General features: G+C 45.1%; 23 protein-coding genes. 11 read left to right on the top strand and 12 right to left on the bottom strand.

Features of this window, described 5'->3' with window-relative positions; genetic code table 11:
• Positions 1 to 582: 582 nt before the first annotated feature.
• The 4 genes from ACIFQM_RS09015 to ACIFQM_RS09000 form a co-directional block, all read right to left on the bottom strand.
• Positions 583 to 1074, bottom strand: coding sequence for an 8-oxo-dGTP diphosphatase (locus tag ACIFQM_RS09015; RefSeq protein ID WP_430047720.1), 492 nt, complete (start codon positions 1072 to 1074; stop codon positions 583 to 585).
• Positions 1075 to 1206: 132 nt separating this feature from the next.
• The gene (locus tag ACIFQM_RS09010) at positions 1207 to 2232 is read right to left on the bottom strand and encodes an NAD(P)/FAD-dependent oxidoreductase (RefSeq protein WP_430047714.1); all 1026 of its coding nucleotides are present in this window, start codon (positions 2230 to 2232) and stop codon (positions 1207 to 1209) included.
• Positions 2233 to 3213, bottom strand: coding sequence for an ABC transporter substrate-binding protein (locus ACIFQM_RS09005; protein ID WP_430047711.1), 981 nt, complete (start codon positions 3211 to 3213; stop codon positions 2233 to 2235).
• Between the two features lie 95 nt (positions 3214 to 3308).
• Entirely contained in the window at positions 3309 to 4952 is a 1644-nt protein-coding gene (locus ACIFQM_RS09000; protein WP_430039559.1) for a helix-turn-helix domain-containing protein, read from the bottom strand.
• 468 nt (positions 4953 to 5420) lie between these two features.
• Here ACIFQM_RS09000 and ACIFQM_RS08995 point away from each other — a divergent pair, with 468 nt between their 5' ends.
• The 3 genes from ACIFQM_RS08995 (at position 5421) to ACIFQM_RS08985 (ending at position 6857) form a co-directional block, all read left to right on the top strand.
• Positions 5421 to 5996, top strand: coding sequence for a class I SAM-dependent methyltransferase (locus ACIFQM_RS08995; RefSeq protein WP_430065321.1), 576 nt, complete (start codon positions 5421 to 5423; stop codon positions 5994 to 5996).
• Positions 5997 to 6011: 15 nt separating this feature from the next.
• A complete protein-coding gene (locus tag ACIFQM_RS08990; RefSeq protein WP_430039564.1) occupies positions 6012 to 6617 on the top strand; it encodes a DedA family protein in 606 nt (201 codons plus the stop codon).
• Positions 6618 to 6767: 150 nt separating this feature from the next.
• The gene (locus tag ACIFQM_RS08985; RefSeq protein WP_305954445.1) at positions 6768 to 6857 is read left to right on the top strand and encodes a putative holin-like toxin; all 90 of its coding nucleotides are present in this window, start codon (positions 6768 to 6770) and stop codon (positions 6855 to 6857) included.
• An 811-nt stretch (positions 6858 to 7668) separates the two neighbouring features.
• Here ACIFQM_RS08985 and ACIFQM_RS08980 read toward each other — a convergent pair.
• Complete coding sequence (locus ACIFQM_RS08980) at positions 7669 to 7944, bottom strand: hypothetical protein (protein WP_430039567.1); 276 nt, start codon at positions 7942 to 7944, stop codon at positions 7669 to 7671.
• A gap of 377 nt (positions 7945 to 8321) precedes the next feature.
• Between ACIFQM_RS08980 and ACIFQM_RS08975 the strand changes: the two genes are divergently transcribed.
• Positions 8322 to 8411 (top strand): putative holin-like toxin, encoded by a 90-nt coding sequence (locus tag ACIFQM_RS08975; RefSeq protein WP_007429455.1) that lies wholly within the window; start codon positions 8322 to 8324, stop codon positions 8409 to 8411.
• Between the two features lie 300 nt (positions 8412 to 8711).
• Here the strand turns inward: ACIFQM_RS08975 and ACIFQM_RS08970 are convergent, their stop codons facing one another.
• Entirely contained in the window at positions 8712 to 10610 is a 1899-nt protein-coding gene (locus ACIFQM_RS08970; protein WP_430065319.1) for a B12-binding domain-containing radical SAM protein, read from the bottom strand.
• Positions 10611 to 10660: 50 nt separating this feature from the next.
• Positions 10661 to 12559 (bottom strand): DNA helicase RecQ, encoded by a 1899-nt coding sequence (gene recQ, locus ACIFQM_RS08965; protein ID WP_430039574.1) that lies wholly within the window; start codon positions 12557 to 12559, stop codon positions 10661 to 10663.
• 246 nt (positions 12560 to 12805) lie between these two features.
• Here recQ and ACIFQM_RS08960 point away from each other — a divergent pair, with 246 nt between their 5' ends.
• Positions 12806 to 13852: an RluA family pseudouridine synthase gene (locus tag ACIFQM_RS08960; protein ID WP_430039576.1), complete on the top strand. Its 1047-nt coding sequence runs from the start codon at positions 12806 to 12808 to the stop codon at positions 13850 to 13852.
• Between the two features lie 90 nt (positions 13853 to 13942).
• On the opposite strand, the gene ACIFQM_RS08955 is transcribed toward ACIFQM_RS08960, so the two are convergent.
• Entirely contained in the window at positions 13943 to 14791 is an 849-nt protein-coding gene (locus ACIFQM_RS08955) for a hypothetical protein (protein ID WP_430039578.1), read from the bottom strand.
• 648 nt (positions 14792 to 15439) lie between these two features.
• On the opposite strand from ACIFQM_RS08955, the gene ACIFQM_RS08950 reads away from it, so the two are divergent.
• The gene (locus tag ACIFQM_RS08950; protein ID WP_430065316.1) at positions 15440 to 16858 is read left to right on the top strand and encodes an NAD-dependent malic enzyme; all 1419 of its coding nucleotides are present in this window, start codon (positions 15440 to 15442) and stop codon (positions 16856 to 16858) included.
• Positions 16859 to 16964: 106 nt separating this feature from the next.
• On the opposite strand, the gene ACIFQM_RS08945 is transcribed toward ACIFQM_RS08950, so the two are convergent.
• Positions 16965 to 17645 carry a serine/threonine protein kinase gene (locus ACIFQM_RS08945; protein ID WP_430047702.1) on the bottom strand — a complete coding sequence of 227 codons (681 nt, stop codon included), beginning with the start codon at positions 17643 to 17645 and terminating at the stop codon, positions 16965 to 16967.
• A gap of 42 nt (positions 17646 to 17687) precedes the next feature.
• Entirely contained in the window at positions 17688 to 18422 is a 735-nt protein-coding gene (locus tag ACIFQM_RS08940) for an HAD family hydrolase (RefSeq protein ID WP_430039742.1), read from the bottom strand.
• A gap of 373 nt (positions 18423 to 18795) precedes the next feature.
• On the opposite strand from ACIFQM_RS08940, the gene ACIFQM_RS08935 reads away from it, so the two are divergent.
• The 3 genes from ACIFQM_RS08935 (at position 18796) to ACIFQM_RS08925 (ending at position 20975) form a co-directional block, all read left to right on the top strand.
• Entirely contained in the window at positions 18796 to 19653 is an 858-nt protein-coding gene (locus tag ACIFQM_RS08935) for a hypothetical protein (protein WP_430039584.1), read from the top strand.
• A gap of 111 nt (positions 19654 to 19764) precedes the next feature.
• Positions 19765 to 20520 carry a threonine/serine exporter family protein gene (locus tag ACIFQM_RS08930; RefSeq protein WP_430039586.1) on the top strand — a complete coding sequence of 252 codons (756 nt, stop codon included), beginning with the start codon at positions 19765 to 19767 and terminating at the stop codon, positions 20518 to 20520.
• A gap of 20 nt (positions 20521 to 20540) precedes the next feature.
• Positions 20541 to 20975 (top strand): threonine/serine exporter family protein, encoded by a 435-nt coding sequence (locus ACIFQM_RS08925; protein WP_430039588.1) that lies wholly within the window; start codon positions 20541 to 20543, stop codon positions 20973 to 20975.
• A gap of 59 nt (positions 20976 to 21034) precedes the next feature.
• Here ACIFQM_RS08925 and ACIFQM_RS08920 read toward each other — a convergent pair whose 3' ends face one another.
• On the bottom strand, positions 21035 to 21556 hold the full coding sequence (locus ACIFQM_RS08920; protein ID WP_430039591.1) for an N-acetyltransferase family protein: 522 nt from the start codon (positions 21554 to 21556) through the stop codon (positions 21035 to 21037).
• Positions 21557 to 21767: 211 nt separating this feature from the next.
• Here ACIFQM_RS08920 and ACIFQM_RS08915 point away from each other — a divergent pair, with 211 nt between their 5' ends.
• Both ACIFQM_RS08915 and ACIFQM_RS08910 read left to right on the top strand, forming a co-directional pair.
• On the top strand, positions 21768 to 22496 hold the full coding sequence (locus ACIFQM_RS08915; RefSeq protein ID WP_430039594.1) for an MBL fold metallo-hydrolase: 729 nt from the start codon (positions 21768 to 21770) through the stop codon (positions 22494 to 22496).
• A gap of 72 nt (positions 22497 to 22568) precedes the next feature.
• Positions 22569 to 23657, top strand: a complete 1089-nt coding sequence (locus ACIFQM_RS08910) for a M24 family metallopeptidase (RefSeq protein WP_430039597.1) — start codon at positions 22569 to 22571, stop codon at positions 23655 to 23657.
• 114 nt (positions 23658 to 23771) lie between these two features.
• On the opposite strand, the gene ACIFQM_RS08905 is transcribed toward ACIFQM_RS08910, so the two are convergent.
• Complete coding sequence (locus tag ACIFQM_RS08905; protein ID WP_430039599.1) at positions 23772 to 24782, bottom strand: sigma-70 family RNA polymerase sigma factor; 1011 nt, start codon at positions 24780 to 24782, stop codon at positions 23772 to 23774.
• Positions 24783 to 24828 lie beyond the last annotated feature (46 nt).

The raw sequence follows: 24828 nt of genomic DNA, 5'->3' as shown, positions 1-24828 counted from the left end.
TAAACATGATAGAATTTTTCATGAGATCGTCCTCTTTCTGAATCGCTTGTTGGTACAAACGATTCTACAGAAAAGACGGTCTTTTTTCTACTATTTTTTGGTTATTCAACAGGCGTGCTATTTTATCTTAATTTACAAATTATCCATACCAACTCTTTTTTAAAGGTTTTGATTTTATATCCTTTCATACTTGAATTTTTTCATACTTAATTTCACACTCAATTATTCGGCCATAGTTATTTACATATATTTTAATACATTTAACATATATTCCAACAAAATTCCATTTTAAGTGCTACAATTGAGCGGAAAGAGATAAATCAATCAAACAATTAGAGCTAACGATACATCCGAAATTCTTCGAAGTAGTCCAAAGTGATTCATCGTTTAAACGTTTGAGAAATTGGTTGACTCGGTGGCCACCGTTCAATGACGGATTGTAATATGAAGTGCGACACCCTCTAAAATAAAAATGTCCGTGTGTTCTTCCAACCTTCTGTTACTTCTATTTTACTGGGTTTAGGAATTAACACAATCTTCACAAATAATATCCAGATCACTGCCTTTCACATGGATGCCACTCTACACCCCATAGTTTTTGACCGTTGCTTCCAAAGTTTCATTCGTTTCCTGTATCCACACCTGGCTCACCTCAAAGGTTCCGGGAGCGAAAAACAATGGGAATCTCTGCTTAAACCAATCCTGCATGGGCAGATTGAGCGCTTCCTCCATATCCACCCATAGCAGTTCTCCTTCTGGAGGATTTTCTAGCAGCTCCCCCTCACTCGCAGTAGCCAAATAGTTAAATACCATGTATCTTAACCCTTTGCTAGGGTCACAAAATTCGTCAATTCCTTTAAATACAATTTCCGTAACGGTTAATCCCGTTTCTTCCTTCACTTCACGAATGGCTCCATTGACAATGCTCTCTGGAAATTCTACTTTCCCTCCTGGCGCGATGTAACCTGGAAAGCCCTTTTTATCCGGTCTGTTGAGGAGCAATACCTTGGTTCCGTCCTGAATCATGCACATGGTATATATTTTGTGTATTACTTCTGTGGTCAATCCCATCATACCTTTCATCGTAGTTACTGTTTTATATTGTATAAATATTCCCATGTAAAGTCACCTTCTTATTTTTCTCTTACACCAAAAAGATCACAGTAATGATTCGAGAAAAATCTCGTCAATTACTGTGATCTCTTATCAACCTTGTAAGATCTCTTTATTTTTTTCAAAGAAGGCAGAATGATGAGACGAAACACCAGCCATATCTGAAGCGGTTGGTTCCAGATAGAGCTTAGCACTATTTACGGCTAGTACGGCATCATTAAATGCTCCTGCAATTAAACGTACCTTACTGCCATAGGTGATAAAGTCTCCAGCCCCAAAAATTCCCGGAATGCTTGTACGCATTCGAGCATCAACAGAGACACCATAATCCTCCCTGTCTAGCCCCCATTTCAATACATTACCGAAATCACGATCAAATCCATGACTAACTACAACTTCATCTACTTCAACCTGTTTGATAGCACCGGTCTTGATATGCTTGAGAGCCACGCTTCCAATAGAATCCCCCGCTCCATGTAAGCAATCTATCATGTACGGTGTCATGACCTTAGTGGATGCTCTCATTTGGGCTACGGGAAGTTCATGTGCAGTAAATTCATCTCGTCTATGAGCCACAATAACCTCTTTGGCCAGCTTTACCATTTCATTCGCCCAATCCACCGCAGAATCTCCGCCGCCTGAAATCAGAACACGTTTATCTTTAAATCTGGACAAATCTGTAATCACGTAATGAAGGTTCGTCAATTCATAACGATTGGCCCCTTCAACATCCAGCTTTTGAACTTGTGTCATTCCTCTTCCAGCACATAATAATATAGTACGTGTGTAGTGGCATTCACCCGTTTTTGATGTCAGTACAAAGACATCCTCATGGCGTTCCAAATGTGCGATTTCCTGACCTAGCACAATAGTGGGATCAAATGTTTTCGCTTGTCTCTCCAAAGCATCAATTAATCTTTCACATCGTATCGGATCTACTCCGCCCACATCCCAGATTAATTTCTCAGGGTATGTACGCATAAATCCGCCCAGCTCCTGTTTAGCGTCAATTAATTTGGTACGCATCGCTCTCATGCCACTATAAAAAGCGGCATACATACCCGCAGGGCCGCCGCCAATAATAGTGATATCGTAAATATCCCGTTGCTCTGTATTCATTTAAGGCACCAACTTTTCTACGACATAGTCAATAAGCAGACTTGATCCAATGGGGCCTTCACCTTCAACAAAATCACTTGTTTTTAGTGGAAACACATGATTGTTCTTAACAGCGTCCATGTTCTTCCATAACGGACTTTCTTCCAAACTTTTCAGTGAATCTGCGCTATTATAATTTTGTATCATTCTTTTCTCAAGGAAAATAAAATCCGGTTTGATTTCAGGTAAAATCTCTAGTGAAAATGGTGTAAACCAGTCTTTCGAGTCTTTAAATATTTCAGGGATTTTTAGCCCAAGTGTTTTATAAAAGAATTCACTGCTCTCGCCAGCTTGTGATCCTAAATAACGGTATTGTTTGGGATCTACTCGAAGAATAAGCACCGTTTTATTCCCAATAGCTTGATGAATTTTCTCTCTCGCCCTTGTCGCCTTCTCACCAAATTCAGCTAATACCTTTTCGGATTCTGTCTTCTTATCGAAGAGGTCTGCTAATTTGGGCATTGCGTCATACATGCCACTCCCTGCCTGTAAAGCAATGGTTGGAGCAATTTTGGATACCTTTTCATATACTTGTGCATCCATCCCCTCTCCTTGTGTGATAATCAAATCCGGCGATAAACGAAGCAATTTTTCATAATTCATTTGATACTGTTGCTCTTGAATCATTTTAACTCCATGCTTTTCAAAATATGGCAGACGATAAGCCGGTTCTATTTCGGGAACAAATGAAACCATTTGTGGCGTAATTCCCATTTCAATTAAATACTCTGCATATTTGGAACTCATGACAAGCATATTTTTCGGATGAGTTGGGATCGTCACATCTCCAAAAGCATCCTTCACCACTCTTGTTCCACTGCTCTCTTGATTCTCTGCGGAAGAAGCCGCTTCCTTCTGATTTGATGCATTGGAACACGCTGCTAATACGAAGGTAAAAGCTAACAGTACGGTTCCCAATCGTATCATCGCCCGTTTTGACATGATGGCCCTCTCTTCTGTTGATAATAATTATCATTATCAAAGATTATCAAATAAGAAGATATCCTTCCATAGCTAACCGTGCGTATTGAAGTGGATTATTGTGCTCTGTTATTTGGTGAATCCATTAAACTGCTCACGATTTGGTCTATAATCATCGTATACCCAACAACTCCACTACCATACACCCACAGACTCGTATCTATATAGAACACCCGATGATCTTTAACTGCTCTTACATGTTCCCACTGACTGCTCTCCATGAGTTTCTTCATATTTTCCTCTGCGCTGAAATTCTCCATCACACGTTTCTCCACAAATAGATAGTCAGGATTAGCCATAAGCAGCTGCTCAAGGGAACATGGATTAAACCATGCTTCTCCCGCCTTTAGCGGTTCTGGGAGTGATAGTCCTAACTTCTGATACAGCAATTGAGATACCTCGCTTGAATATCCCCCAAGATATCGATATCCAAAGGGTTCTACTCTTAGAACCATGACTGTAGCAGAGGATTCTACTATCCTTTTTAATTGTTTTCTTGCTGCTCTCACTACTTCTTCCATTTGAGCCTGGAGCTTTTCTGCTGCTGCCTTTTTGTTAAATAAGGCTGCAAATTGATCAAGCAGAACATCCAAATGGAGGGTAAGCCCTGTGATAATGGGTGCGATTGTGCGCAATTGCTTCTTTATATCTTCCGTTAACAGATGTCCAATAATCAGCTCCGGCTTCTTTTGTTGAATTAAAGTTATATTCATATCGTATTGTGGTACTTCCAGCAATTCTACCTGATGCTTCTCAAATAATTGCCGTTGATGCTGTGGTAATAGCAGGGGGGTGACCATAACCGCATAGGGTATGATGCCTAATTCAATTAAAACGTCAGCACAAAGCGGAGATACCGATAAAATTTTGCGTTGCTCCAAGGTTCGAACATAATTTTTTGGCGACACACCTGTAAAATGTTTGAAGCGGCGGCTAAAATAATGAGCATCCTCAAAACCTACTTTTTTAGCAATCTCTTGAGATTTCGCTGAAGTTAATAACAGCTCTTCTTGTGCGCGATAAATCCTGTATTTCGCTAGATACTCTAGAGGAGGCTGGCCACATAATTCACTAAATTTCCGAGAATAATGCCACTGACTTATGCCTGCCATCTGTGCTAATTGCTCACGTGTAATCACTTCATCGTAATGCTCTTGCATGTAGGTGATTGAACGTATAATTCCATTTTCAGTGGTCTGCTGGTCAGTTGGCTGTTTATGATATAAATTCTTCAATAATCCATACAAAAGATGTTGATTCTCAACCAGCATCTCACTCATTCCATCACAAACTTGTTCTTCACTCAAACGGTCACGTATACTCGCTAAAAAACCACGGGTTAACTGCACCTTTTGATAGGTTTCCCCGGTAGGTACATGCCATTCAAATTTTATGATTTCCCGATCCTGGTGGAAAGAATACGTATCAAACTGAATTTTCCAGCCTGCCAGATCAAGATTCCCACCCTCTAGAACCTCAATCAACGATCCCTGTTCGATTGCAATCAATTGCCCAAATGCAACATGGACATGCTGCCCATTAATATTCCAAACCGCTTGCCCGTCTGTAATGAGAATCAGTGCATGGCTAAGAAAATAATGTATTTCTCCTATGGTAAGCCATTTATCTGTTAACGGCTGAGTTGACTCCCATTTCGCAATCCATGCGTTCTCATTTGGTTGTGCTTGTACTTGAGTCAATATTGTTAATCTCCTGTTCCTGCAAATATATATGGTTATGTCAAATAAGCCCATGCACGGAAGAATCCAACATGGGATTTAGCTATTTTAACACAATCTTTTTTATAGATTCAACTAGAAGCTGGCTGATGCCATTTTTGAGTTGACGTACTGCTGGGCTGTAATAGGAAGTTGTGATCAGATGCCTGTTAATGGATAATGACTAAGTAGATCTCCTCTCAGTGTACATCATTTTTTAGTTGCCCACCTCTTTTTCATCGGTAGCGAAACTGAATGCAACCTGAGGATACGCTGAATGATAACAGAATAATTTCCCCACTGCTTCCTGGACTATAGTCAAGGAAAATCCCCGCCTCAGGACGGGGATATGAACCCTACTCCAGACAGGAGCAAGCAAAGGTATAATTTGTTACTCTTAGCAGAGAATAAACGAACGTATTCAGAAAATCGAAAGTAGGGGAACGGTTCATGATCCGTATTAGTCATTTGATTCACGAGAGATTTTTGTTCTTATTTAAATTTTTGCATTCGCCAGCCTATGTGGGCAGTGTAACACCAAGCTCCAGATTTCTAGCTAAAAAAATGATCGAATCCATTCCAAGGAGTGAAATTCATAGCGTTGCCGAGCTTGGTGCTGGTACCGGGGCAATCACTCAATACATTCCATCTGCTGCAAGGGAACAAACCAAGGTACTGCTTTTTGAGAAGGATCAGACAATGCGACGAGATTTAAAAAAGAGATTTCCGAATTATCTTTGTTACTCCGACTCCCGTGAGCTTCAACGTGCTATACAAAATGCAGAAATTGAACAGCTTGACTGCATTATAAGCGGGCTGCCATTTTTTAATTTCCCCCAAGCGATGCGAGATCAAATTGTAGAACAGATTCACCTATCGCTCAAGGATCAGGGAATGTTTGTCGCCTTTCAATATTCTAAACAAATGAAGCAGCAGTTAGAGGAATGGTTTGATATTGAGGAAATCAAGTTTGTGCCTATGAACATTCCACCTGCGTTCGTCTATGTATGCCGGAAGAAAGCATGATTAGGGGGAGTGATTATGGACGTTGAACATTTAATTTCCATCATCGAACAGTATGGCTATGCGGCATTATTTTTTTCCCTATGGCTCGGGATCGTTGGGCTACCCATTCCAGACGAAGTAATTGTGATGACTGGCGGGGCTGTAACCAGCATGGGAATACTTCAACCGTTACTCGCCTTTTTCATCGTATATCTAGGGGTTATATCGGGCTTGTCCTTAGGCTACGTATTGGGAAGATTCTTGGGCACAACCGTTCTGGATCGTTTACGACGAAAAAAGAAAATGGACAAGTACATTACATTTTCGGAAAATTTGGTCCATAAGTATGGCAATTTCACCATTTGCATCAGTTATTTCCTGCCGATTGTCCGTCACATCATCCCTTATATTGTCGGAATCAATAAAATGAGCTTCAGGCGTTATGCTTTGTTCTCTTATTCAACAGGCTTGATCTGGACGCTAATCTTCTTTTTGCTCGGACATTTCTTCGGCGATCATGTACAAACAGCAGGAGAACTTATACATCGTTATGGCTTACAGATTGCATTGCTTCTTATGGTACTGGCCATACTATTTTTTATATTGAAATATGTTTGGGGGAAGAAAACAACTGAGGAGTAAAGATAGAGTATAATGAAGGATAGCTCTATTAAATTTAATAAGACGTTTTTAAGTGTTTTATTGCTTTAATTATCCTTTATTTATGGTATACTTTTTTAGTACAATATACGGCTATAGAGGGCGGTCGGCTAGTCTCCCAGAAGGGAGGTGATGCCCATGGAGGTCAAAGATGCTATCTCTTTAATGATCATGTTCGGCATGTTCATTCTGGCGTTACTTACCTACATGAAAAAGAAATAGACCGCCCTGACTAAGGAAAACGGTCTATTTCCGACCTTATCTTACGCGGCCGACTGCTCTTTATGCAGTTGTTGTATGCTGGAGCCGTGTTAGCGCACGGCTCCTTACTTATTCTTACCTCATTATAACCGATTTTATAACGTGATTACAGCTATAAAGTCAAATCATAATAAAAAATTCCTTGTCTCTGATATAAGCTGTTTTTTTCATAAATCCTTTGAGTCGTCTTATTATCCCTTCCTGTTGTTAAACCCATTCCTTTGACTCCAGTTAGATAGAAGAAAACGAAGGATACAATTGTGTAAATCCGATCAATTTATCTTCTTCTATATAAGCTGAGTTTAAAAGTTACCTAATGCGCCACTGCGCAGTCGGATGGTGCTTCCCATCGCCACCGCCCCCGGATTTCTTGAATAAAGCCTTTTATAAGGGTAGAAATCCGGGGAGGTGATGCTTCTGAAGCGAGCTTTCCTACGGAAAGCTTTGAAAGCGAACGCTTCGCTTGTACAGCACCATTCCGCCTACTCCGTTTTCTATGTACATTTTTTTAATTCAACTTATATTTTCCATACCCATTTTCTTCAAAATCCAGATTCTGCTCTACATATTCAAAAAAATCATCCGGCATCCAATTCAATTCTAACCCGGTAGGTAACCAATTATATTCCGTTTGAATATTGTTTATGGATTCAAAAAACGTCTTAAATCCATATAAAAGAAGGTTTGAGCCAAGTTTATTAGTATGGAGTTCATGACTGCACTCCTTAGGCATTATTTAATCTATTACAAAGCAAAGCAGAGCAGTCCTGAATTACTCTTGTTTAGCGGAGTCAGAATTATTATCTTCAACTATTTCATTATCCAGTTTTTCATTTTCCAGCTCTTCATTTTTTTTATCTTCTAGCTCTTTAGCTTTTTCCTCTTCAAGCTCTTTAGCTTTCTTATTCTCAAATTCTTCAATATGTTGTTCAATTAGATATTCAATCTGTTTTGCGATTGACCGCTTATCATGCTCAGCTATAATTTTGATTTTCTCAAAATTTTCTGGATTTAATCGTAGTGTGAACGCTTTTTTATTTGTTGTCATCGTTTAAACTCCTCACCATAGTGATAACACTACCTTACTCCAAGGCATGGCTGAATCTATTATGTATGAACAAGGCTTAAAAGATGGCGTAAGCCTAAACCAAATGTTGCTTGGTGAATAATTTTCTCTTTTCACTTGCTAAAAGGATAAAGCTACAATTAATAGCTTATCCAAAAACCACACTTTGATTTCACGAAATGATAGGTTAAAACTTTTCTGTCCATCCTGCACAATCGTTGGTGAACAAGTTAACCTAGAATCTAGAAACAGGCGTTTTCATTTTTGTCCTTTTTAGCAAGACTATCCATATGATATACTATAAACTAACAACAGAATGGCTTAGATGGGCGGTCGGCTAGTCTCCTGCAAAGGAGGTGATGCCTGTGGAGGTTAAAGATACGCTGATGTTGATGATTCAGTTTGCAACGTTGGTGATCTTGATTATTTCCTTCAACAAAAAGAAATAGACCGCCCTCTGGAAAAGGAATGCGGTCATATTTCTATGACTAAAACTTTTTGAACAGCCACCGCCCTTGTAAGCGGCTGTTGTCAAAGAGTGAGGATGTTGGTAGCATCCTTACTCTTTTTTAGTATATACCTTTTGGCTATAGTTTATCACAGGAAAAACCATATTGCCAATATGAAAAATCCTTTATTCAGGCACCCAAATGCAGGATTTCCCACTAACATACTCTATTCAAATATCAGATGACGGCATTTCATCCCGAGTTTTTTTGAAAGCAGGGTTATTTGTTACCTTATTCCACTTAAATCGCAGCAATTTCCTTGCCAATCGGCATAGTGTAGTAGAGCGGCTTTTGCTGTTCGTTTTGCTGGTAGACTACGAGTAGCAGCGTGCGGCCTTCGGCGGTCAAAGGGCTGCCGCCACTCAGGATATGATCCAGCCGGAACGGTAGAACATCCAGCACAGCGTGCTTTTGCAGTTCCTTTTCACCCAGCTTCAAGGAAGCGAAAGACGGAATCACTTCGCGGTATGGCTGCGGCTGCGGCTGCGGCTGCGGACTGTCCGAAACGGAATGGCTATCTGTAGCATGAGAAGCAGGTGCAGCAGTTTGCTTCTCTGCCACAAAGTCTGCAACCACAGGTGACAACAGCGCATCCGGGTGCTGGAGAGCCATTTTCATATAGCTGGACCAATCGTCCTTCTCCAAGGCGTGTTCCCACCAAATTTTACGCGGTTTGTATTTATGGTTCAGGAAATAGTCGAGCTTCATCAGTCCGAGCACCATATCCATTCGCTTCGTTCCGCGTGATTCAAGAAAGGACTGGAGACGCGTAAACAGGTCTTCGAGCTGGTGACCGATTTTTTGCCAGCCTTGTCCCTCCCAATAGTCCCCGAACTCCTGAAAGAAATCGAAGGCAGACGCAAATTCGCGCTCGATTAGATAATTCACCGTATGATCCATACGATGAGAGTTCCAGTATTTCTCCAGCACATCTTCCAAACGTTTGAGCCGAACGATATCGGCAAAGGAAAGGACGTCATTGCTCAGCATTTCATAAGGTGCGACGTCCATGTACGTGTAGTTGTACTTATCTGCGTCGATACGCAGTCCAGTGCCGCGCAGCATTTTGAGGAAGCCGAGCTGAAGCTCTTCCGGGCCGAGCGCAAAAACGTCATTAAACGTTTTACGAAACGTGTTGTAATCCTCCAAAGGCAGGCCGGCGATCAAATCGAGATGCTGGTCGATTTTCCCGCTTTGTTTGACCTTCGTAACGGTACGGGAAAGCTTGGCAAAGTTCTGGCGACGCTTGACCAATTCATTGGTCGGATCGTTCGTCGATTGGACGCCGATTTCAAAGCGGAATACGCCCGGCGGCGCGTTTTCTGCCAAATAATCCAACACCTCGGGACGCATAATATCTGCCGTTATCTCAAACTGGAAGACACATCCACGATGGTTTTCGATGAGAAATTTGAACATTTCCAGCGCATAATCGCGTTTAATGTTAAAGGTTCGATCCACGAACTTGATCAGGTTGGCTCCGTTGTCGATCAGATACAGAATATCCGACTTCGTACGCTCAATATCGTAATAACGCACCCCTACCTCAATACTGGACAGACAAAACTGACAACTGAACGGGCAACCCCGACTGGTTTCAAAATAAACAACCCGTTTGCCTAATTCCGGTATATCCTCTGCAAAGCGGTACGGTGACGGCAGCTCGCTCAAGTTCGCCTTTGGACGGCCCGGCATCTGAATGATCTCTTCTCCCTTGCGGTAGGCCAGTCCATAGACGAAATGGTACTTTTGCGTACTTTCAATCTCCTGAAGCAGTTGGTGAAAGGTTTCCTCTCCCTCACCGACAACGATAAAATCCACATTCGGCAGACGCTTCATCCAATGTTCGGTATCGTAAGAGACCTCCGGGCCACCGAGAATGATTTTGACCTCCGGCATAATCTTTTTCAATACATCAATGACTTTAATCGTCTCTTCAATATTCCAAATGTAACAGGAAAAGCCGATGACATCCGCTCCCCGCTGAAACAGGTCGGATACGATGTTCATCACAGGGTCCTTGATCGTATACTCCGCCAGCTCGATGTCAAAATCCTTTTCACTGTAGGCTTTGAGACACCGGATCGCCAGCGAGGTATGAATATATTTTGCGTTTAACGTTGATAAAATGACTTTCATAGGTCACAACCTTTTATAGTTTGCATGACGCCTCATATCTTTTAGTATGGCTATTCAAAATCCTCGTACACATCATCCGCATAAATTTCATCCTCGTTCACTGTTCCTCCGGCATTCCCCTGATTTTGAAAAAAATCAAGGAACAGCTTGCCGTACTTGCTGAACTTCACTTCGCCGACACCCTTGATCCGCAGCATGTCTGCCTCGGATTGCGGGTTCGCTACACTCATCTCACGCAGCGTAGCATCGTTAAAAATGATATAGGACGGCACATGCTCCTGCGCGGCCAAATCGCGGCGAATCAGGCGCAGCTGCTCGAACACCGTTTCGTTGACTGCCGCCGGGTACGCATCGCGTCCCTGTCGTCCACGTGAGCCTGTCCCACCTGCAAAAGCTGTGGCATGTCGCACCACACGCTGCATGACCTCGCGCTGGCCCTTCAGCACTTCAGCCGCAGGCTGCTGCAAACGGACAACCGGATATTGTCCCTCAGACAGCAGCAGATAGCCTTCCGATACAAGGACGTTAATAATTTCAGAAATTTCCTTTTCCGTCCGATTGCCCATTACACCATAGGTTGGCAGGCTGTCAAAGCCATACTGTAGCACTTTTTTGTTACGCGAGCCCTTCAATACCGAGGCTACCATCGAAACACCAAAACGTTCCCGCATGCGATGAATACACGAAAAAATCTTTTGCGCATCAATGGTCATGTCTACCAGTTCCCGCTCATCCGTACATGAGCTGCATGTGCCGCAAGCCTCATGCTCCTCTGCCTCACCAAAATACTCCAGCTGCGCCGTACGCAAGCAGCGAGTCGTGTAGCAATAATCAACCATCTGCTGGAGCTTGCGATAGTCGTTGCGCTTGCGGTCCTCATCCTGCGGATTTTGCTCGATCAGGAATTTCTGGGTCACAATATCCTGCGGTCCGAACAGCAAAATACATTGACTCGGATCGCCGTCACGTCCTGCGCGTCCCGCCTCTTGTACGTAAGCCTCCATATTTTTAGGCATATTGTAGTGAATGACGTAGCGCACGTTCGATTTGTCGATCCCCATGCCGAAGGCGTTGGTCGCTACAATGACACGAATATCGTCGTACAGGAAGCCCTCCTGGCTGTCTGCCCGTTCCTGATCGGTCATCCCGGCATGATAACGCCCAGCCGCCATTCCCGCATCCCGCAGCCGTTGGTACAGATCGTCCACGTCCTTGCGTGTCGCCGCATAAATTATGCCCGATTCGCCGTCATGCTCACGCGCATAATTCAGCAGAAAGCTGCGCTTGTCCTCCCCACGCAGCACGCTAAACGCCAAATTCGGCCGTCCCAGGCCCGTGACGAATGTCTCCGGCTCACGCAGGCGAAGCAGCCGCACGATGTCGTCCATGACCTGCGGTGTCGCCGTTGCTGTAAATGCCGCTACAATCGGGCGCTCGTACAGCCCATCCACGAACGGAGCCACCGCCAGATAACTGGTGCGAAAGTCATGTCCCCACTGGGATACACAGTGCGCCTCGTCGACCGCAACGCAGGCAATCGGTAGCTGCGCCATCTCATCGCGGAACCAGTCCAGCTCCAGCCGCTCCGGTGCAACATATAGCAGCTTCAAATCTCCATTCCGTGCGGCACGTATGCGGTCGTTCACTTCTCTTCCACTCAGCGTACTATTGATATAGGCAGCCGCAATTCCCATCGTGGTCAGCGCATCCACCTGATCCTTCATCAGTGAGATCAGCGGTGACACAACAATCGTCAACCCATCATGCAGCAGTGCAGGAATCTGGTAGCATATGGATTTCCCGCCGCCTGTCGGCATAATGCCTAGCGTATCGTTGCCCTCCAGCATACTGGCGACAATTTTCTTTTGACCCTCCCGGAAATCGGGATAGCCATAAAATTTTTGCAGTAAATCCTGCGCCCGTTCCAATGTTGGTGCTTGTACACTCATAGTTTCAAAACTCCTCATATTTCTGGCGTCCCTCGACGCATATCGGCTTATCTTTCGTTACCTTTAGTTTACCGGGGTTCAGGGTAATGTTCAACCGCTGGAAGTCCATAGGCATGATGTATAATGAAATTCTTATCGAACCCTTCTCCCATGGCGTTCGCTGTTTTCTCATGATATAGTGGACACGGTGCCGCAAGTTTGTCCATTACTATGATGAGGCACGGTACCAAGAAGGAGAAAGAACCCATGAACAATCGTAAACCCAATCGAAAAAATCATACAAAATCCACGCCCAACACAGGCAACGCCAAACGCAGCCATAAACCCGCCGGAAAATCCGGCTCACATAGACCCGAAGCACGGGGCAAAACGGGGGTTTTTAATAAAACTGCTGCCCGAGAGCATGGTAAACCGGAAAAAAGCGTTGCAAAAACATACATCGTGCAGGAGCCTGCCGAGCTGTTGAATTTTTTGGTAGAGCATGTGTCTGGCATGGGCCGCAATTCCATTAAATCAGCGCTGGCCCGTGGACAGGTGTCCGTGAACGGCATTCCTCGTACCGTGTTCAATTTTCCGCTGGAGCAAGGTCAGACAGTGGCCCTCTCCAAGGAAAAGATCACTCCCGTGGTGCCGCTGACTGGGCTGCGTATTTTGCATGAGGATGAGGCCATTATTGTCATTCACAAGGATACCGGGCTGCTGTCCGTCGCCTCTGCGCAGGAACAGGAAGTAACGGCATACCGTCAGCTTACGGCACATGTGCGACGTGAACATCCATACAATCGTATTTTTGTGCTGCATCGTCTGGATCGTGATACATCTGGAGTCATGATGTTTGCGAAAAGCGAAGCCATACAGCAGGAAATGCAACAAGCGTGGAAGGAAGTCGTGTATGAACGAACATACATCGCTCTCGTAGAAGGACAGGTTAAAAAGGCTGCGGGCACTATCACCTCATGGCTGAAGGAAAGCAAGACGCTGAAAATGTATTCCAGCCCATATCCGAATGACGGACAGCACGCGGTTACTCATTACAACCTGCTTCAGGCCAATCGGCATTTTTCTTTGCTGGAAGTACGTTTGGAAACCGGACGCAAGAACCAGATTCGCGTTCATATGGAGGATATCGGCCATCCGATTGTGGGAGATAAAAAATACGGCTCCAAAGCCAAATCTATCGGTCGCCTCGGTCTCCATGCGAAGGTGTTGTCATTTATTCATCCCGTCACTGGAGTATTGCTGCGGTTTGAATCCGACATTCCTAAAACCTTTTTAAATCCGTTTCGAGAGTAGACTTATGTAAGACAAGCAGGACTAATTGGAGCGAAAAAAAATCTACTGGGAAATCAGGGAGCTGTATGATACAGCTCCCTTTTTTATTCATTAAGCGGTGTGCTTTCGGACACCATTAGCTGTTTTCATTAGCTCGTCCCAAATGGAGATCGGTGTATTGCAAATGGGGCAATTCAGCCGACCGTTTAAATAGGGTAAATGGGCCAAAAGGTTGTTCTCTTCAATTTTTTGGGCATATTGATACAGCCACTGTAGATTAGAGTCTTTATGGTCCAATGAGCCAGGTTGGATCGAATAGGGAACCAGGTTGTTTGAGTTTACCGGATCTTTATCGTAAGCCACCAGGACATCACTTTGTTCAACAGGCCAAATATAGAGCGGAGTTCCGCAATGCGGACAATCCAGCGTATATTCATCACCAGTATCAAAGCTTTGCAGCATAAAAGCTACACAGCGATAACCCTGAAAGGCAGCCCCTGCAGCCAAAACATAACGCTTGCCAACATCTCCTTCGTGGTCCTTGGCATACAACACCATTTCTTCGGTCAATCCTGTAAGCCGGACAATGGCTTGCTGGTATTGTTCATATATATATTCAGCCAGATCTGCATCCAATTCTACCTGATCCCTTGCAAATTCCAACGGAACTTTTGTATGTAATGGATTAACATTTTTGGCTTCGAATATTCCGCAAATATTATAAATATCCGCTCGAATACTTATATCAGAAGTGTTTAACGCCATATCTACGAGGTACGGTACAGCAGCGAAGGTACAAGTATATAAGGTATTTTGGTGATACAGTTCCTCCCAATACAAGGTGTCAGCCATTTCGCCGTCATACCCGGCTTGGAGCTGCTTCAACATTTCCGGGACGTATTGAGAGGAACCATAGGGGCCTTGGAGCAAAGCCCAGGCCGGATCGGACAAAGCCAGCATCTTGAAACTCCTTTCACCGTTTTACTTTCAGTGTAGCATGGGGTGGGATTGTGAAATTCTTTTCGCTATCAAATTCATTTTAACTTCATAATTCTTAGCTTCTTACGTTTATTTTATTATACGCTTATTATTAGCTGAAGTTTCTTTTCTCATTTTACGCAATGCCCAAAGTCACTTTCCTTGCAAGTCTATAATCATATTCGGTTAAGCTTGCGGTATTTTGAAGGTGACATGTGCTTTCTGGCTGAAAAAAACCGATTAAGATAAAATCCGTTCAGATATTCGTATTAACCCCAAATATGTGCGTTTCACCGCCTTCATTTTCCATGTCCTGCTGACTGTGCGCCAAATGTCCACAAAGCGTTCTATTCATCATCTGCTTTGTCATTATAAATCCTGTTACTAAAGATTAGCTAAATGTGAAATAAAGTATACACACGTGAAACAGAGGCGGGCTTTTGTCCTTTTTTGATACAAAATGAGAGATTAGATCCAGCTTTATCTGTACAAGTGGGGGATTGTTCACTATGATAGGGAAAGAATCCACTAATTTGAAATATTAATTTCACCTCTTAGGTACGTTTTCGATTGTAAGCGCAATCAATTGATCTTACTTATTTTGTATGGAACACTAAAGGAGGAATTTGTATGCAAGGCGGTATTGGCGGTAAAAATATCATTTTACGACTGGAAATTTCCACTGAGCACATCCAATTTGGTCAATTGATTACGCTGGTCAACGAACATGGTGGGGATGTTATTGCGATTGACGTCATTCGTACCTCTGAAAAGGTCACTGTGCGGGATATTACGGTTACCATTGCCGACCCGGTCGAAATCGACCGAATGATTGCCCGGATTAAAAAAGCGCAAGGCGTAAAGGTACTGTCCATCTCTGACCGTACCTTTCTGCTGCACCTTGGAGGTAAAATTGAAATGCAGCCTAAGGTTCCGATTCAGAATCGCGACGACTTGTCCCGGGTGTACACTCCAGATGTAGCACGCGTGTGCATGGCGATTCATGAGGAGCCGGACAAAGCCTTCCGTTTGACGATCAAACGTAACACCGTTGCTGTCGTCTCGGACGGAAGCGCTGTCCTCGGCTTGGGCAATATCGGCCCCTATGCGGCTATGCCGGTCATGGAAGGCAAAGCCATGCTATTCAAGCAGCTCGGGTCCGTCGATGCTTTCCCGATTTGTTTGGACACACAGGACACTGAGGAAATCATCAAGGCGATCAAGCAAATCGCTCCAGCTTTCGGCGGTATTAATCTGGAGGATATTTCATCACCCCGCTGCTTTGAGATTGAGCAACGACTGCGTCAGGAGCTGGACATTCCTGTTTTTCATGATGATCAGCACGGTACCGCTGTTGTCTTGTACGCAGGGCTGATCAATGCACTGAAGGTCGTCGGCAAAGCGCTGTCTGATGTGAAAATCGTCGTCTGCGGTATCGGAGCTGCAGGTGTAGCCTGCACTAAAATTTTGCTGTCTGCGGGTGCAGTTAACATCATTGGTGTAGATCGCCACGGGGCCATTACAGCCGATGAAACGGACGATCATCCGGTGTGGAACTGGTATGCACAGCATACCAATCCCGAGCGGCTGTCAGGCACGCTGTCCGAGGTTCTGAAAGGCGCTGACGTGTTTATCGGTCTATCGGCTGGCGGGCTACTGCAACGGGAAGACGTAAAACGCATGAACGAGGCTCCGGTGGTGTTCACCATGGCTAACCCGGTTCCCGAAATTGCCCCCGAGGATATCGAAGACATTGCAGGTGTCATTGCCACCGGACGTTCAGACTATCCTAACCAGATCAACAACGTGCTTTGCTTTCCCGGCATATTCCGCGCGGCACTCGACTGTCGCGCCCGTGAAATTAACGAAGAGATGAAGCTTGCGGCAGCAGAAGCCATTGCGAGTACGATCCGCCCCGAAGAATTAAATAAGCTGTATATCATCCCCGGCGTATTTAATGAGAATGCCGTTCAGCGGGTGCGTGAGAAGGTCATTCAAGCTGCGATTGAGAGCGGAACCGCCAGAAGAGTACCTCGCGATTTCAGGTAAAAGAGAATCTGCCTATTCCGTAAGACATGTCTGGTAACGTGCCAAAAAGGATTGCTCCCTAATACGGGTGCAATCCTTTTTTTATAATAAACAATGTTTACTGCCATTATGACTTCCATTTGGAAAACAACTGGCTGACGCGTTGAGCGAACTCCTCCAGATTAAAGCTGGAGTTGTCCAGCTTGTAGTACCATTTTTTAATCGTATCCAGAATCCATGACGGAACTTTAACCTCCGAGATACCTGAGTAAAACGTATGATACGCCCACACCAGATGCTCCCAGCGCTTGTCATCGCCCTCCTTCACGTATTCGGATACGTCCAATACCTTGGCGCGTCCATCTTGCATCAGTACATTTTTGAGATGAATATCACGGGGATTCAGCCCCTTGGATCGGACAAACTCCCTCGCCTCTTCCACGTCCAGAATGACTTGCTCTGGCACCGGAATGCCTTGCAGCAGACAATCCAGCAGCGTAATACCTGATTCATAGGTTATGACAATATACTTGTCACCTTTCCCGTAATAATGTGGAAAAAAATCGGAGCCCCGCAAACGCTCATATACGTCGGCCTCCGCATCCTTCTTCTTGATCGCCATGTCTGAGTACACCTTGAACGCGTAGCCGGGCAACGTATCGAGCGTAAATACGGCCGCATCCGTCCCGATGCCAATACAACGGACGTCTTGGGAGACTGTTTTAATCGTGACCGGATCATTATCCTCCGTACTGTAAACAGTCACTTGACTTATAATTTCGTCTGCCTGCCTCCATTGTTCAACCATGTGCGATCCCTTCCTTCTCTGTTCTAAACCATTGGAATGAAGTTAGACATCTGTCGGATACAGCAGTAATTTTTTCAGCTCTGAATAGCTTGCCGCTGTTTCATAGGCTCCCGCTACCTTCGACTCCGGGGCAGCCTTCCTGTGGTTGAACCAGATGACCCGCCAATCCGCCGCTACAGCTCCCGCCACGTCATTACGCCAGGAATCCCCGATATAGCAGCAATGCTCCGCCAGCGTCCCTGTCCGTTCGTTCACTACTTGGAAAATACGTGGATCAGGCTTGGCATAGCCAACCGTTCCGGATACAAAAATATGCTCTGCCGCAATATGATTTTCCAGCGCCATCGCCCTGATTTTGCTCATCTGGTGATCTTCGAGACCATTCGTAATCAAGCCTACCAGATATCCAGCTGAGCTCAACTCGTCCATTAACGATGTAGCTCCCTCGAAAGGCTCAATCCGATACTGACGATCCAGGTACTCTTTTTGGATATCCACTGCCTGCTCACGGGTAATATTCACCCCAAATTCCTGTAAAGCCAAGACAAAACGGCCTTGCCTCATATCCTCCAGCTCATCCTGCCCCGCTTTCCCCTCCAATAGTCCTCCTTTGGCTGATAACACATCACTGTAATAGCGAATTCGATGATAGGCCTCTTCATAAGGAAAACGCTCACTCAATCCTAATACTGTACGCAACGCATCGCGAGTAGGGTGCAAATGATCGTACATTGTATCATCCACATCAAAAAATACGGCCTTCTTGTGCAAGTTCATATACCCACTTCTTTCTGTAATAATCATTGGATGACGTCCATCCTCACCTTGTCCTGATATTATACCCACTGACCCGATACGTTGCACCTTACTCCTTGGTCATCCATAGCTCGAATCCATTCCCGCATTCACACTTCACCGTGGCGGTCATAAACTGAAAATACATCTTTTCCATAAACTCACTTTACTTCTGTACGTATCAAAATAGGTATCTCGCCCTGTTTTACCCCGAAAGGCGGTTTATTCCATAGCACACGGGTAAAAGGTCACATTTTTGAAAAGATTCAGCATACAGGTTTACATTTCGTGTAAAATCACGTACCTTTTAGGGATGAACGCTTTATGGATGTACTTGGATAAGGAGGCATACACGATGATTCCCGGTTCTAACCCTGCCTACGGATCAGCTACACCTTTGATTGAGGCAATTATAAAATTTGAACAGGAGCTTGAAGCGAACCGGCATTCTCTGAGTTTCGATTTGGGATTAATTATGGAGCATGGCCGCGCGCCACGATATATGGCTACACCACCGGATGTGATTCCTTTTGCCCACGCAGGCGTGGACGGAATACATTACGGCTTTTTAACGGATTTTGGACTTGTAAAGGATCTTTCGCAGGCTCCCATTGTGTGCATATCCCCTGTTGACTGGACAGGTGTATGGGTGGTTGCCCGCCACTTGCAGGATTTTTTAAGTGTTGTTTATACAGACAATAGTTCATTAAAGCGCTACTACGCTAGTGGACAGGATTATACAGGACATACAGGACAACGGCCGCCTCAGGCCGTAGATGAACGCACTGCGTTTGTGCGGGAATCCTTTCGGGAGCGCTTCGGTGTTCAACCGATTCAGGATATGGCTGCCTACATCGACAGTTTGCGAACCGAGCGCAAGCAAAACGAAGCTGCCCCTACATTGAACGGCTTGGGCATTCCGGCATTTCCTTCTTCCACAAAACAGCGTTCCTATATGAAGAGTGCTCTTTTAAGCGTGGCAGAGCCCTTTCATTGGGATAAACAAGGTGAAACGGTTCGTGATTTATTCCGCAACGCTTCGCGTGAAGCGAGATTGGCCTTTATTCGGGATGCTCAAACACGCCATCTGTTCACCCATTCTGCCCTTCGTGTTTTTGTAGCAGGACAGCTTAGATCCATGGGCTTGTCTGAGGCTGCAACACATTTGGAAGAGTCCTACTATACAGTTATTCCCGATACGATGGAATCTTGACGGATTCCTTCTTATTTCCCACACAACCGCCTCTGAAAGGGCGGGTTTTTGTGCTACAATATAAACAAATAATACGGCCAGACGGCCCGGTACGAATGAAAGAGAGCGAGCATGAATAATCATTCCCATCCTACCCCTGAGATCATCGAGGTTTGTCTGCTGGCAGGCAAGCTCATGATGCAAAATGGAGCCGAAACCTATCGTGTCGAAGATACGATGTCCCGCATTGCCTTAGCCTACGGCATATCCCAGTCCCATAGCTATGTGACACCGACCGGGATTTTTTTTGCCATTAACGACTCGGAGCCTGCCAAGCTGATCCGGATTGCGGAGCGGACCACCGATTTGCACAAGGTAGTAGAGGTTAACGCGATTTCACGTCAAATAAGTCGGGGTGACCTGTCACCCCGCGCAGCAGTTACGGAGCTGTCCAAGATTGAACGTGGTCCTCTCCGCTATTCCAATCGCGTGCAGCTGATGGCTGCGGCCTTGGCGAGCGGCTGCTTCATGATTATGTTTGGCGGGGTCTGGCGAGACTTCCCTGCAGCCATTCTCTGTGGCGGGGCTGGCTTAGCAGCCGTGCAATATTTTCACAGACTCGTTAAGGTTAAGTTTTTCTCAGAATTTTCGGCATCTTTTCTAATCGGCTTGCTGGCGGCCTTACTGACAGTTGCAGGCTGGGGCCAGATGATGGACAAAATCATTATTGGCTCCGTTATGCCGTTGGTGCCGGGCTTATTAATTACTAATGCCATTCGGGATTTGATGGCCGGACACCTCGTTTCGGGTATTTCCAAGGGCGCTGACGCTTGCTTGACGTCCTTTGGCATTGGGGCTGGCGTTGCGGTTATCATTTCATATATGTGATTCGGGGGAGATCCAAGCTTATGCTTGCACAATTATTCACAAGCTTTATTGCTACCGCTGCTTTCGGCATTCTTTTCCATGCTCCCCGACATTCACTGCTACAATGCGGCTTCGTCGGCATGTTGGGCTGGCTCGTCTATTATTGGACGACAGACAGCATGGGACCTGTGATCGCCAGCCTGTTGGCAACGGTTCTGATCGGGATCATCAGCCAGAGCTTGGCCAGACTGTACAAAATGCCCGTTATTATTTTCAGCGTGGCAGGCATGATTCCGCTCGTCCCGGGGGGAATGGCCTACAATGCGATGCGACAGTTTGTACAACATAATTATCCTAAGGCCCTGGAGCTTGCTATGAGTACGCTGATGATCGCAGGTGCCATTGCTGTCGGCTTGGTGCTGTCTGAGGTGCTCAATCAAATTTTTCGCAACATCCGTTTTAAACCACAGCGTTAAGCAATGGGGATAGGCAACATCTTTTTTTCATGCTCCACTTTATAACAATGTTTGTTCGTCTATTTATCCTCAACATCCACTCGTTTACCCAGAATAGCCAAATCCCGCTCTATGCTGTCTAGCACCGCAACACGCGGATAATAACCCCATTGCTCAAAACCGAATTTCTGCAGCAAGCCGATACTTGGCTTGTTGTGACCGAATACAAATCCCAACAGCGTCGTAATTCCAAGCCCAGGGCATGCATTCAGTACGTGCTGCACCATACGGCTTCCTGCACCAGTTCCACGAGAATCTTCATGGACATAAATACTGATTTCCGCCGTACCGTTATAAGCTGGACGTCCGTAAAAAGACTGAAGGCTGGCCCACCCTATAATCTCCTCTTTATGTCTCAGAACCCACAAAGGTCGATGGTCTTCTTCATGAGCCTCAAACCATGGGATACGGCTCTCCACTGTCACGGGCTCCAAATCTGCCGTTACCATTCGTCCTGCAATAGTGGAATTATAAATGCCCACAATAGCCGGAAGATCCTTCCTGCGCGCAAATTCAATGGAAAAAGATTGGTCCCTATTCATCGTTTGTACCCGCCTCCTGCTCTGTTAATTTATTTCATTGTACAAGACAAGCGCCCGAACAGCCATATGGAGTTGTTTTTTGCGGTTCGGATGTAAAGGGTTCTATAATAGAGCTTGATGAAAAGCAAAAGCCTCAAAGGTTGGTCGACCCATTAAACAATAAGAGACAGGAGGTGGGCTTCGGAGTTCACAGGATTCTGAAGCAGCTTATATGAATATTGGAACCCAGATTTTGATTTTGGAAGTACCTATGGAATCCTTCTTTGGAAAGACGACGATTTATCCTGTACTGCTTAAGGATGAGGACGGGCTTACACTCATTGACACGGGGATGCTAGGCCAATTGGAACCATTGCGCAAGGCTATTGCAGATGTGGGAGAGGATATCAGCCACCTGAAGCGAATTATTTTAACGCATCAGGACATGGATCATATCGGAAATGTTCATGCACTGCTGGACTTGCTGCCGAATACCGCTCTTTTGGCTCATAAGGATGATATTCCTTATATGACAGGGGATCGGCCGTTTGTGAAGCTGACACCGGAACGAATCAATCAGATGGATACTGTGCTCAAGGGGCAAGCCGAGGATATGATTCGCCGCCTGCCGGACTTGCGCTTTGCCCATGCCCTTGAAGACAGTGAGCATCTTCCTTACGGTGGGGGAATACAGATTATCCATACACCTGGTCACACGCCGGGGCATATCAGCTTGTATGCGCCGGCGCAAAAGCTGCTTTTGGCGGCGGACGAGCTGCGTGTAGTTGAAGGCGAACTGGTCGGGCCTGCTGAATCGGCTACACCGGATATGCCACTGGCCTTGGAAAGCCTCGTTAAACTGACTGTATTGGATGTCGAGAAGGTGCTGTGCTACCATGGAGGTTTTTATGATCAAAATGTACAGGCACGTCTACAGACATTAAGTCAGGAACGAGACTAAAGTAGTCAGATCTATAAACAAATATGTAATAAGCGTTATAATGAATCCATGAATAGAAAGGGTTGAATCTGCATGAATGATAAAATAACCCGGCTGTATGATGAATTGAAGTCACAGTCATGGGACGGATTGCTCGTCACCGATCCCAAGCATATCTACTACCTGACTGGCTTTGCCAGTGAGCCGCATGAGCGATTTCTTGGCCTGGTACTGCTTCGGGATGAGGAGCCTGAACTAATCGTGCCTGCACTGGATGCAGAAGCGGCCCACGCTGCTTCTTCCGTGACTCGCATCTCCACCCACACAGATACAGACAATCCATATGATCTGCTGCGCCAGCGCGTAGGTACTGGGGTGAAGGTGTTTGCCTTGGAAAAGGAACACGTCTCTGTACTCCGCTACGAGCAGCTACATACGGCCATTGGTGCGGCTCAATATGTGGATCTGGGCCCTGTGCTCCAGGACATGCGCGTAAGAAAAACACCTGAGGAAGTACGACGTCTGAAACATGCCGCACAATTGGTGGAGGACGCGCTTCGCCACGGCCTGACCCATGTGCGTGAAGGCGTGACAGAAGTCGAGCTGGTAGCCGAAATTGAATACCAGATGAAGAAAATCGGCGCAGATGGCCCGTCCTTTGACACTACGGTGCTGTCCGGACCCAAAACAGCGCTGCCTCATGGCGTTCCAGGCACACGCAAGCTGCAACACGGCGATTTGCTCATGTTTGATATGGGCGTATATTCAGATGGCTACGCCTCAGACATTACGCGCACTTTTGCTTTCGGCAAGCTGTCAGCTGAGCTGGAGACGATCTATCAGACGGTACTCCGCTCAAACGAGGCTGGTATTGCCGCCATTCGTCCGGGTGTATCCTGCGCGTCGGTAGACCAGGCAGCTCGTGCAGTTGTAGACGCTGCCGGGTATGGTCCCGCCTTTAACCATCGGGTTGGACACGGCCTTGGCATGAGCGTTCACGAATATCCGTCTGTGCATGGCGGCAATGAAGACCTGCTTCATGAGGGCTTCGTGTTCACCATAGAACCCGGCATCTACGTGCCAGACCTCGGCGGTGTGCGGATTGAAGATGACGTTCTGGTCACCTCTGACGGAGTAGAAGTACTGACCTCTTTTCCGAAAGAGCTAACGGTACTGGGATAAGTTTGATATCTTGTTTCACTTTAAAGCTCATGCTGAAAACTGCATGGGCTTTTTTACCCTCCTTTCTAATACCGTTCGAGAGCAGTTGTGATTTTCGTTTAACTTTGCTATACTTTATATAGCTAATTTTGCTTTTTTGCGGATATAGTAAAGAACACGTTTTGAATACTTTGAAATATCATAGCCGGATATTTTAAGTACATCAGTAATGTCTGTTACATTCAAGACCTGTTTATGTTCTTTACTCATCTCTACAATTAAGTTAATTTCTTCTCTGTATTTTGATTGAGCTTCAATTGGGATATTCTCAGTATCCTGTTTGTGTTTATCTATTTTTTTTCTGATGCGTGCTAACGTCCTGCTGATTGTCATGGGGTATACGTGGAGTATTTCAGAGATCCGGGAGTTATTAGCTCCTTTCATAATTAAATGCATCACCGTTTTTTCATGTTCGGTAAATAGAGGACTACATAACAGTTGTTGAACATAAACCTTATTAGTTACATGTTCATCCATGTTATTTTGTGAGTTGTCTATAGCTTCAAAGTTATCTATTGAATCAAAATGTTCCATTGCATCACTGAATTGGGCAACTTCTCTGTAACGTTCTATAGAAACTTGAAGTAGCTTTGCCATTTTTTGCTCTGTCGGCCTGTAGCCTAGTGTATCTTCTATTTCTACCATCCTTCGGATCATATCAATAGCTCCCCGACTAAGTCTTACCTCTTGAGAGTTGCTATATAATAACTGATTAACCTCCCATAAAATTGGCCTTACTACATACGTTGTAAATTTAATTCCTCGATGAATATCGAAATCCTTGAGTGCCGTTAGCAATCCTATACATGCATGTTGGTATAAGTCATCTTCAGTAACCTTGAATTTCATTTTTATCTCTTCTATACTTCCCTTATATCGCATAATAATTGAAAACATAAATTTCCGATTCTCTTGAAGAAACTCCCCAAGAAGGTCTTTGTCCTCTTTACACGCACAGATCAGCTTTATATTATGCATATCCTTCACAGCAGATTTTCTTAATTGTACATACGTATCACTGAGCAATCCGTTCACCCCGTCTTTCTGACGATACCAGCATAATAAATTTCCTTCTACATTGATCACACTCACACTCCAGTAGTCGGTCTGCCTTTTTAGAATTTATCTATCT

Source organism: Paenibacillus sp. NRS-1782, assembly GCF_050467685.1.
Lineage (GTDB): Bacteria > Bacillota > Bacilli > Paenibacillales > Paenibacillaceae > Paenibacillus > Paenibacillus terrae_A.
This window is presented reverse-complemented; position numbering and strand designations above follow the sequence as displayed.

What these genes read in the sequence shown, in the direction of transcription:
- ACIFQM_RS08995 (WP_430065321.1), top strand. Translation starts at nt 5,421, where the DNA reads ATGATCCGTATTAGTCATTTGATTCACGAGAGATTTTTGTTCTTATTT.
- ACIFQM_RS09005 (WP_430047711.1), bottom strand. Translation starts at nt 3,213, where the DNA reads ATGTCAAAACGGGCGATGATACGATTGGGAACCGTACTGTTAGCTTTT.
- ACIFQM_RS08975 (WP_007429455.1), top strand. Translation starts at nt 8,322, where the DNA reads ATGCCTGTGGAGGTTAAAGATACGCTGATGTTGATGATTCAGTTTGCA.
- ACIFQM_RS08990 (WP_430039564.1), top strand. Translation starts at nt 6,012, where the DNA reads ATGGACGTTGAACATTTAATTTCCATCATCGAACAGTATGGCTATGCG.
- ACIFQM_RS08980 (WP_430039567.1), bottom strand. Translation starts at nt 7,944, where the DNA reads ATGACAACAAATAAAAAAGCGTTCACACTACGATTAAATCCAGAAAAT.
- ACIFQM_RS08920 (WP_430039591.1), bottom strand. Translation starts at nt 21,556, where the DNA reads ATGAATAGGGACCAATCTTTTTCCATTGAATTTGCGCGCAGGAAGGAT.
- ACIFQM_RS08925 (WP_430039588.1), top strand. Translation starts at nt 20,541, where the DNA reads ATGCTTGCACAATTATTCACAAGCTTTATTGCTACCGCTGCTTTCGGC.
- ACIFQM_RS08985 (WP_305954445.1), top strand. Translation starts at nt 6,768, where the DNA reads ATGCCCATGGAGGTCAAAGATGCTATCTCTTTAATGATCATGTTCGGC.
- ACIFQM_RS08960 (WP_430039576.1), top strand. Translation starts at nt 12,806, where the DNA reads ATGAACAATCGTAAACCCAATCGAAAAAATCATACAAAATCCACGCCC.
- ACIFQM_RS08910 (WP_430039597.1), top strand. Translation starts at nt 22,569, where the DNA reads ATGAATGATAAAATAACCCGGCTGTATGATGAATTGAAGTCACAGTCA.
- ACIFQM_RS08930 (WP_430039586.1), top strand. Translation starts at nt 19,765, where the DNA reads ATGAATAATCATTCCCATCCTACCCCTGAGATCATCGAGGTTTGTCTG.
- ACIFQM_RS08915 (WP_430039594.1), top strand. Translation starts at nt 21,768, where the DNA reads ATGAATATTGGAACCCAGATTTTGATTTTGGAAGTACCTATGGAATCC.
- ACIFQM_RS08950 (WP_430065316.1), top strand. Translation starts at nt 15,440, where the DNA reads ATGCAAGGCGGTATTGGCGGTAAAAATATCATTTTACGACTGGAAATT.
- ACIFQM_RS09015 (WP_430047720.1), bottom strand. Translation starts at nt 1,074, where the DNA reads ATGATGGGATTGACCACAGAAGTAATACACAAAATATATACCATGTGC.
- ACIFQM_RS08970 (WP_430065319.1), bottom strand. Translation starts at nt 10,610, where the DNA reads ATGAAAGTCATTTTATCAACGTTAAACGCAAAATATATTCATACCTCG.
- recQ (WP_430039574.1), bottom strand. Translation starts at nt 12,559, where the DNA reads ATGAGTGTACAAGCACCAACATTGGAACGGGCGCAGGATTTACTGCAA.
- ACIFQM_RS08945 (WP_430047702.1), bottom strand. Translation starts at nt 17,645, where the DNA reads ATGGTTGAACAATGGAGGCAGGCAGACGAAATTATAAGTCAAGTGACT.
- ACIFQM_RS08940 (WP_430039742.1), bottom strand. Translation starts at nt 18,422, where the DNA reads ATGAACTTGCACAAGAAGGCCGTATTTTTTGATGTGGATGATACAATG.
- ACIFQM_RS08955 (WP_430039578.1), bottom strand. Translation starts at nt 14,791, where the DNA reads ATGCTGGCTTTGTCCGATCCGGCCTGGGCTTTGCTCCAAGGCCCCTAT.
- ACIFQM_RS09010 (WP_430047714.1), bottom strand. Translation starts at nt 2,232, where the DNA reads ATGAATACAGAGCAACGGGATATTTACGATATCACTATTATTGGCGGC.
- ACIFQM_RS08935 (WP_430039584.1), top strand. Translation starts at nt 18,796, where the DNA reads ATGATTCCCGGTTCTAACCCTGCCTACGGATCAGCTACACCTTTGATT.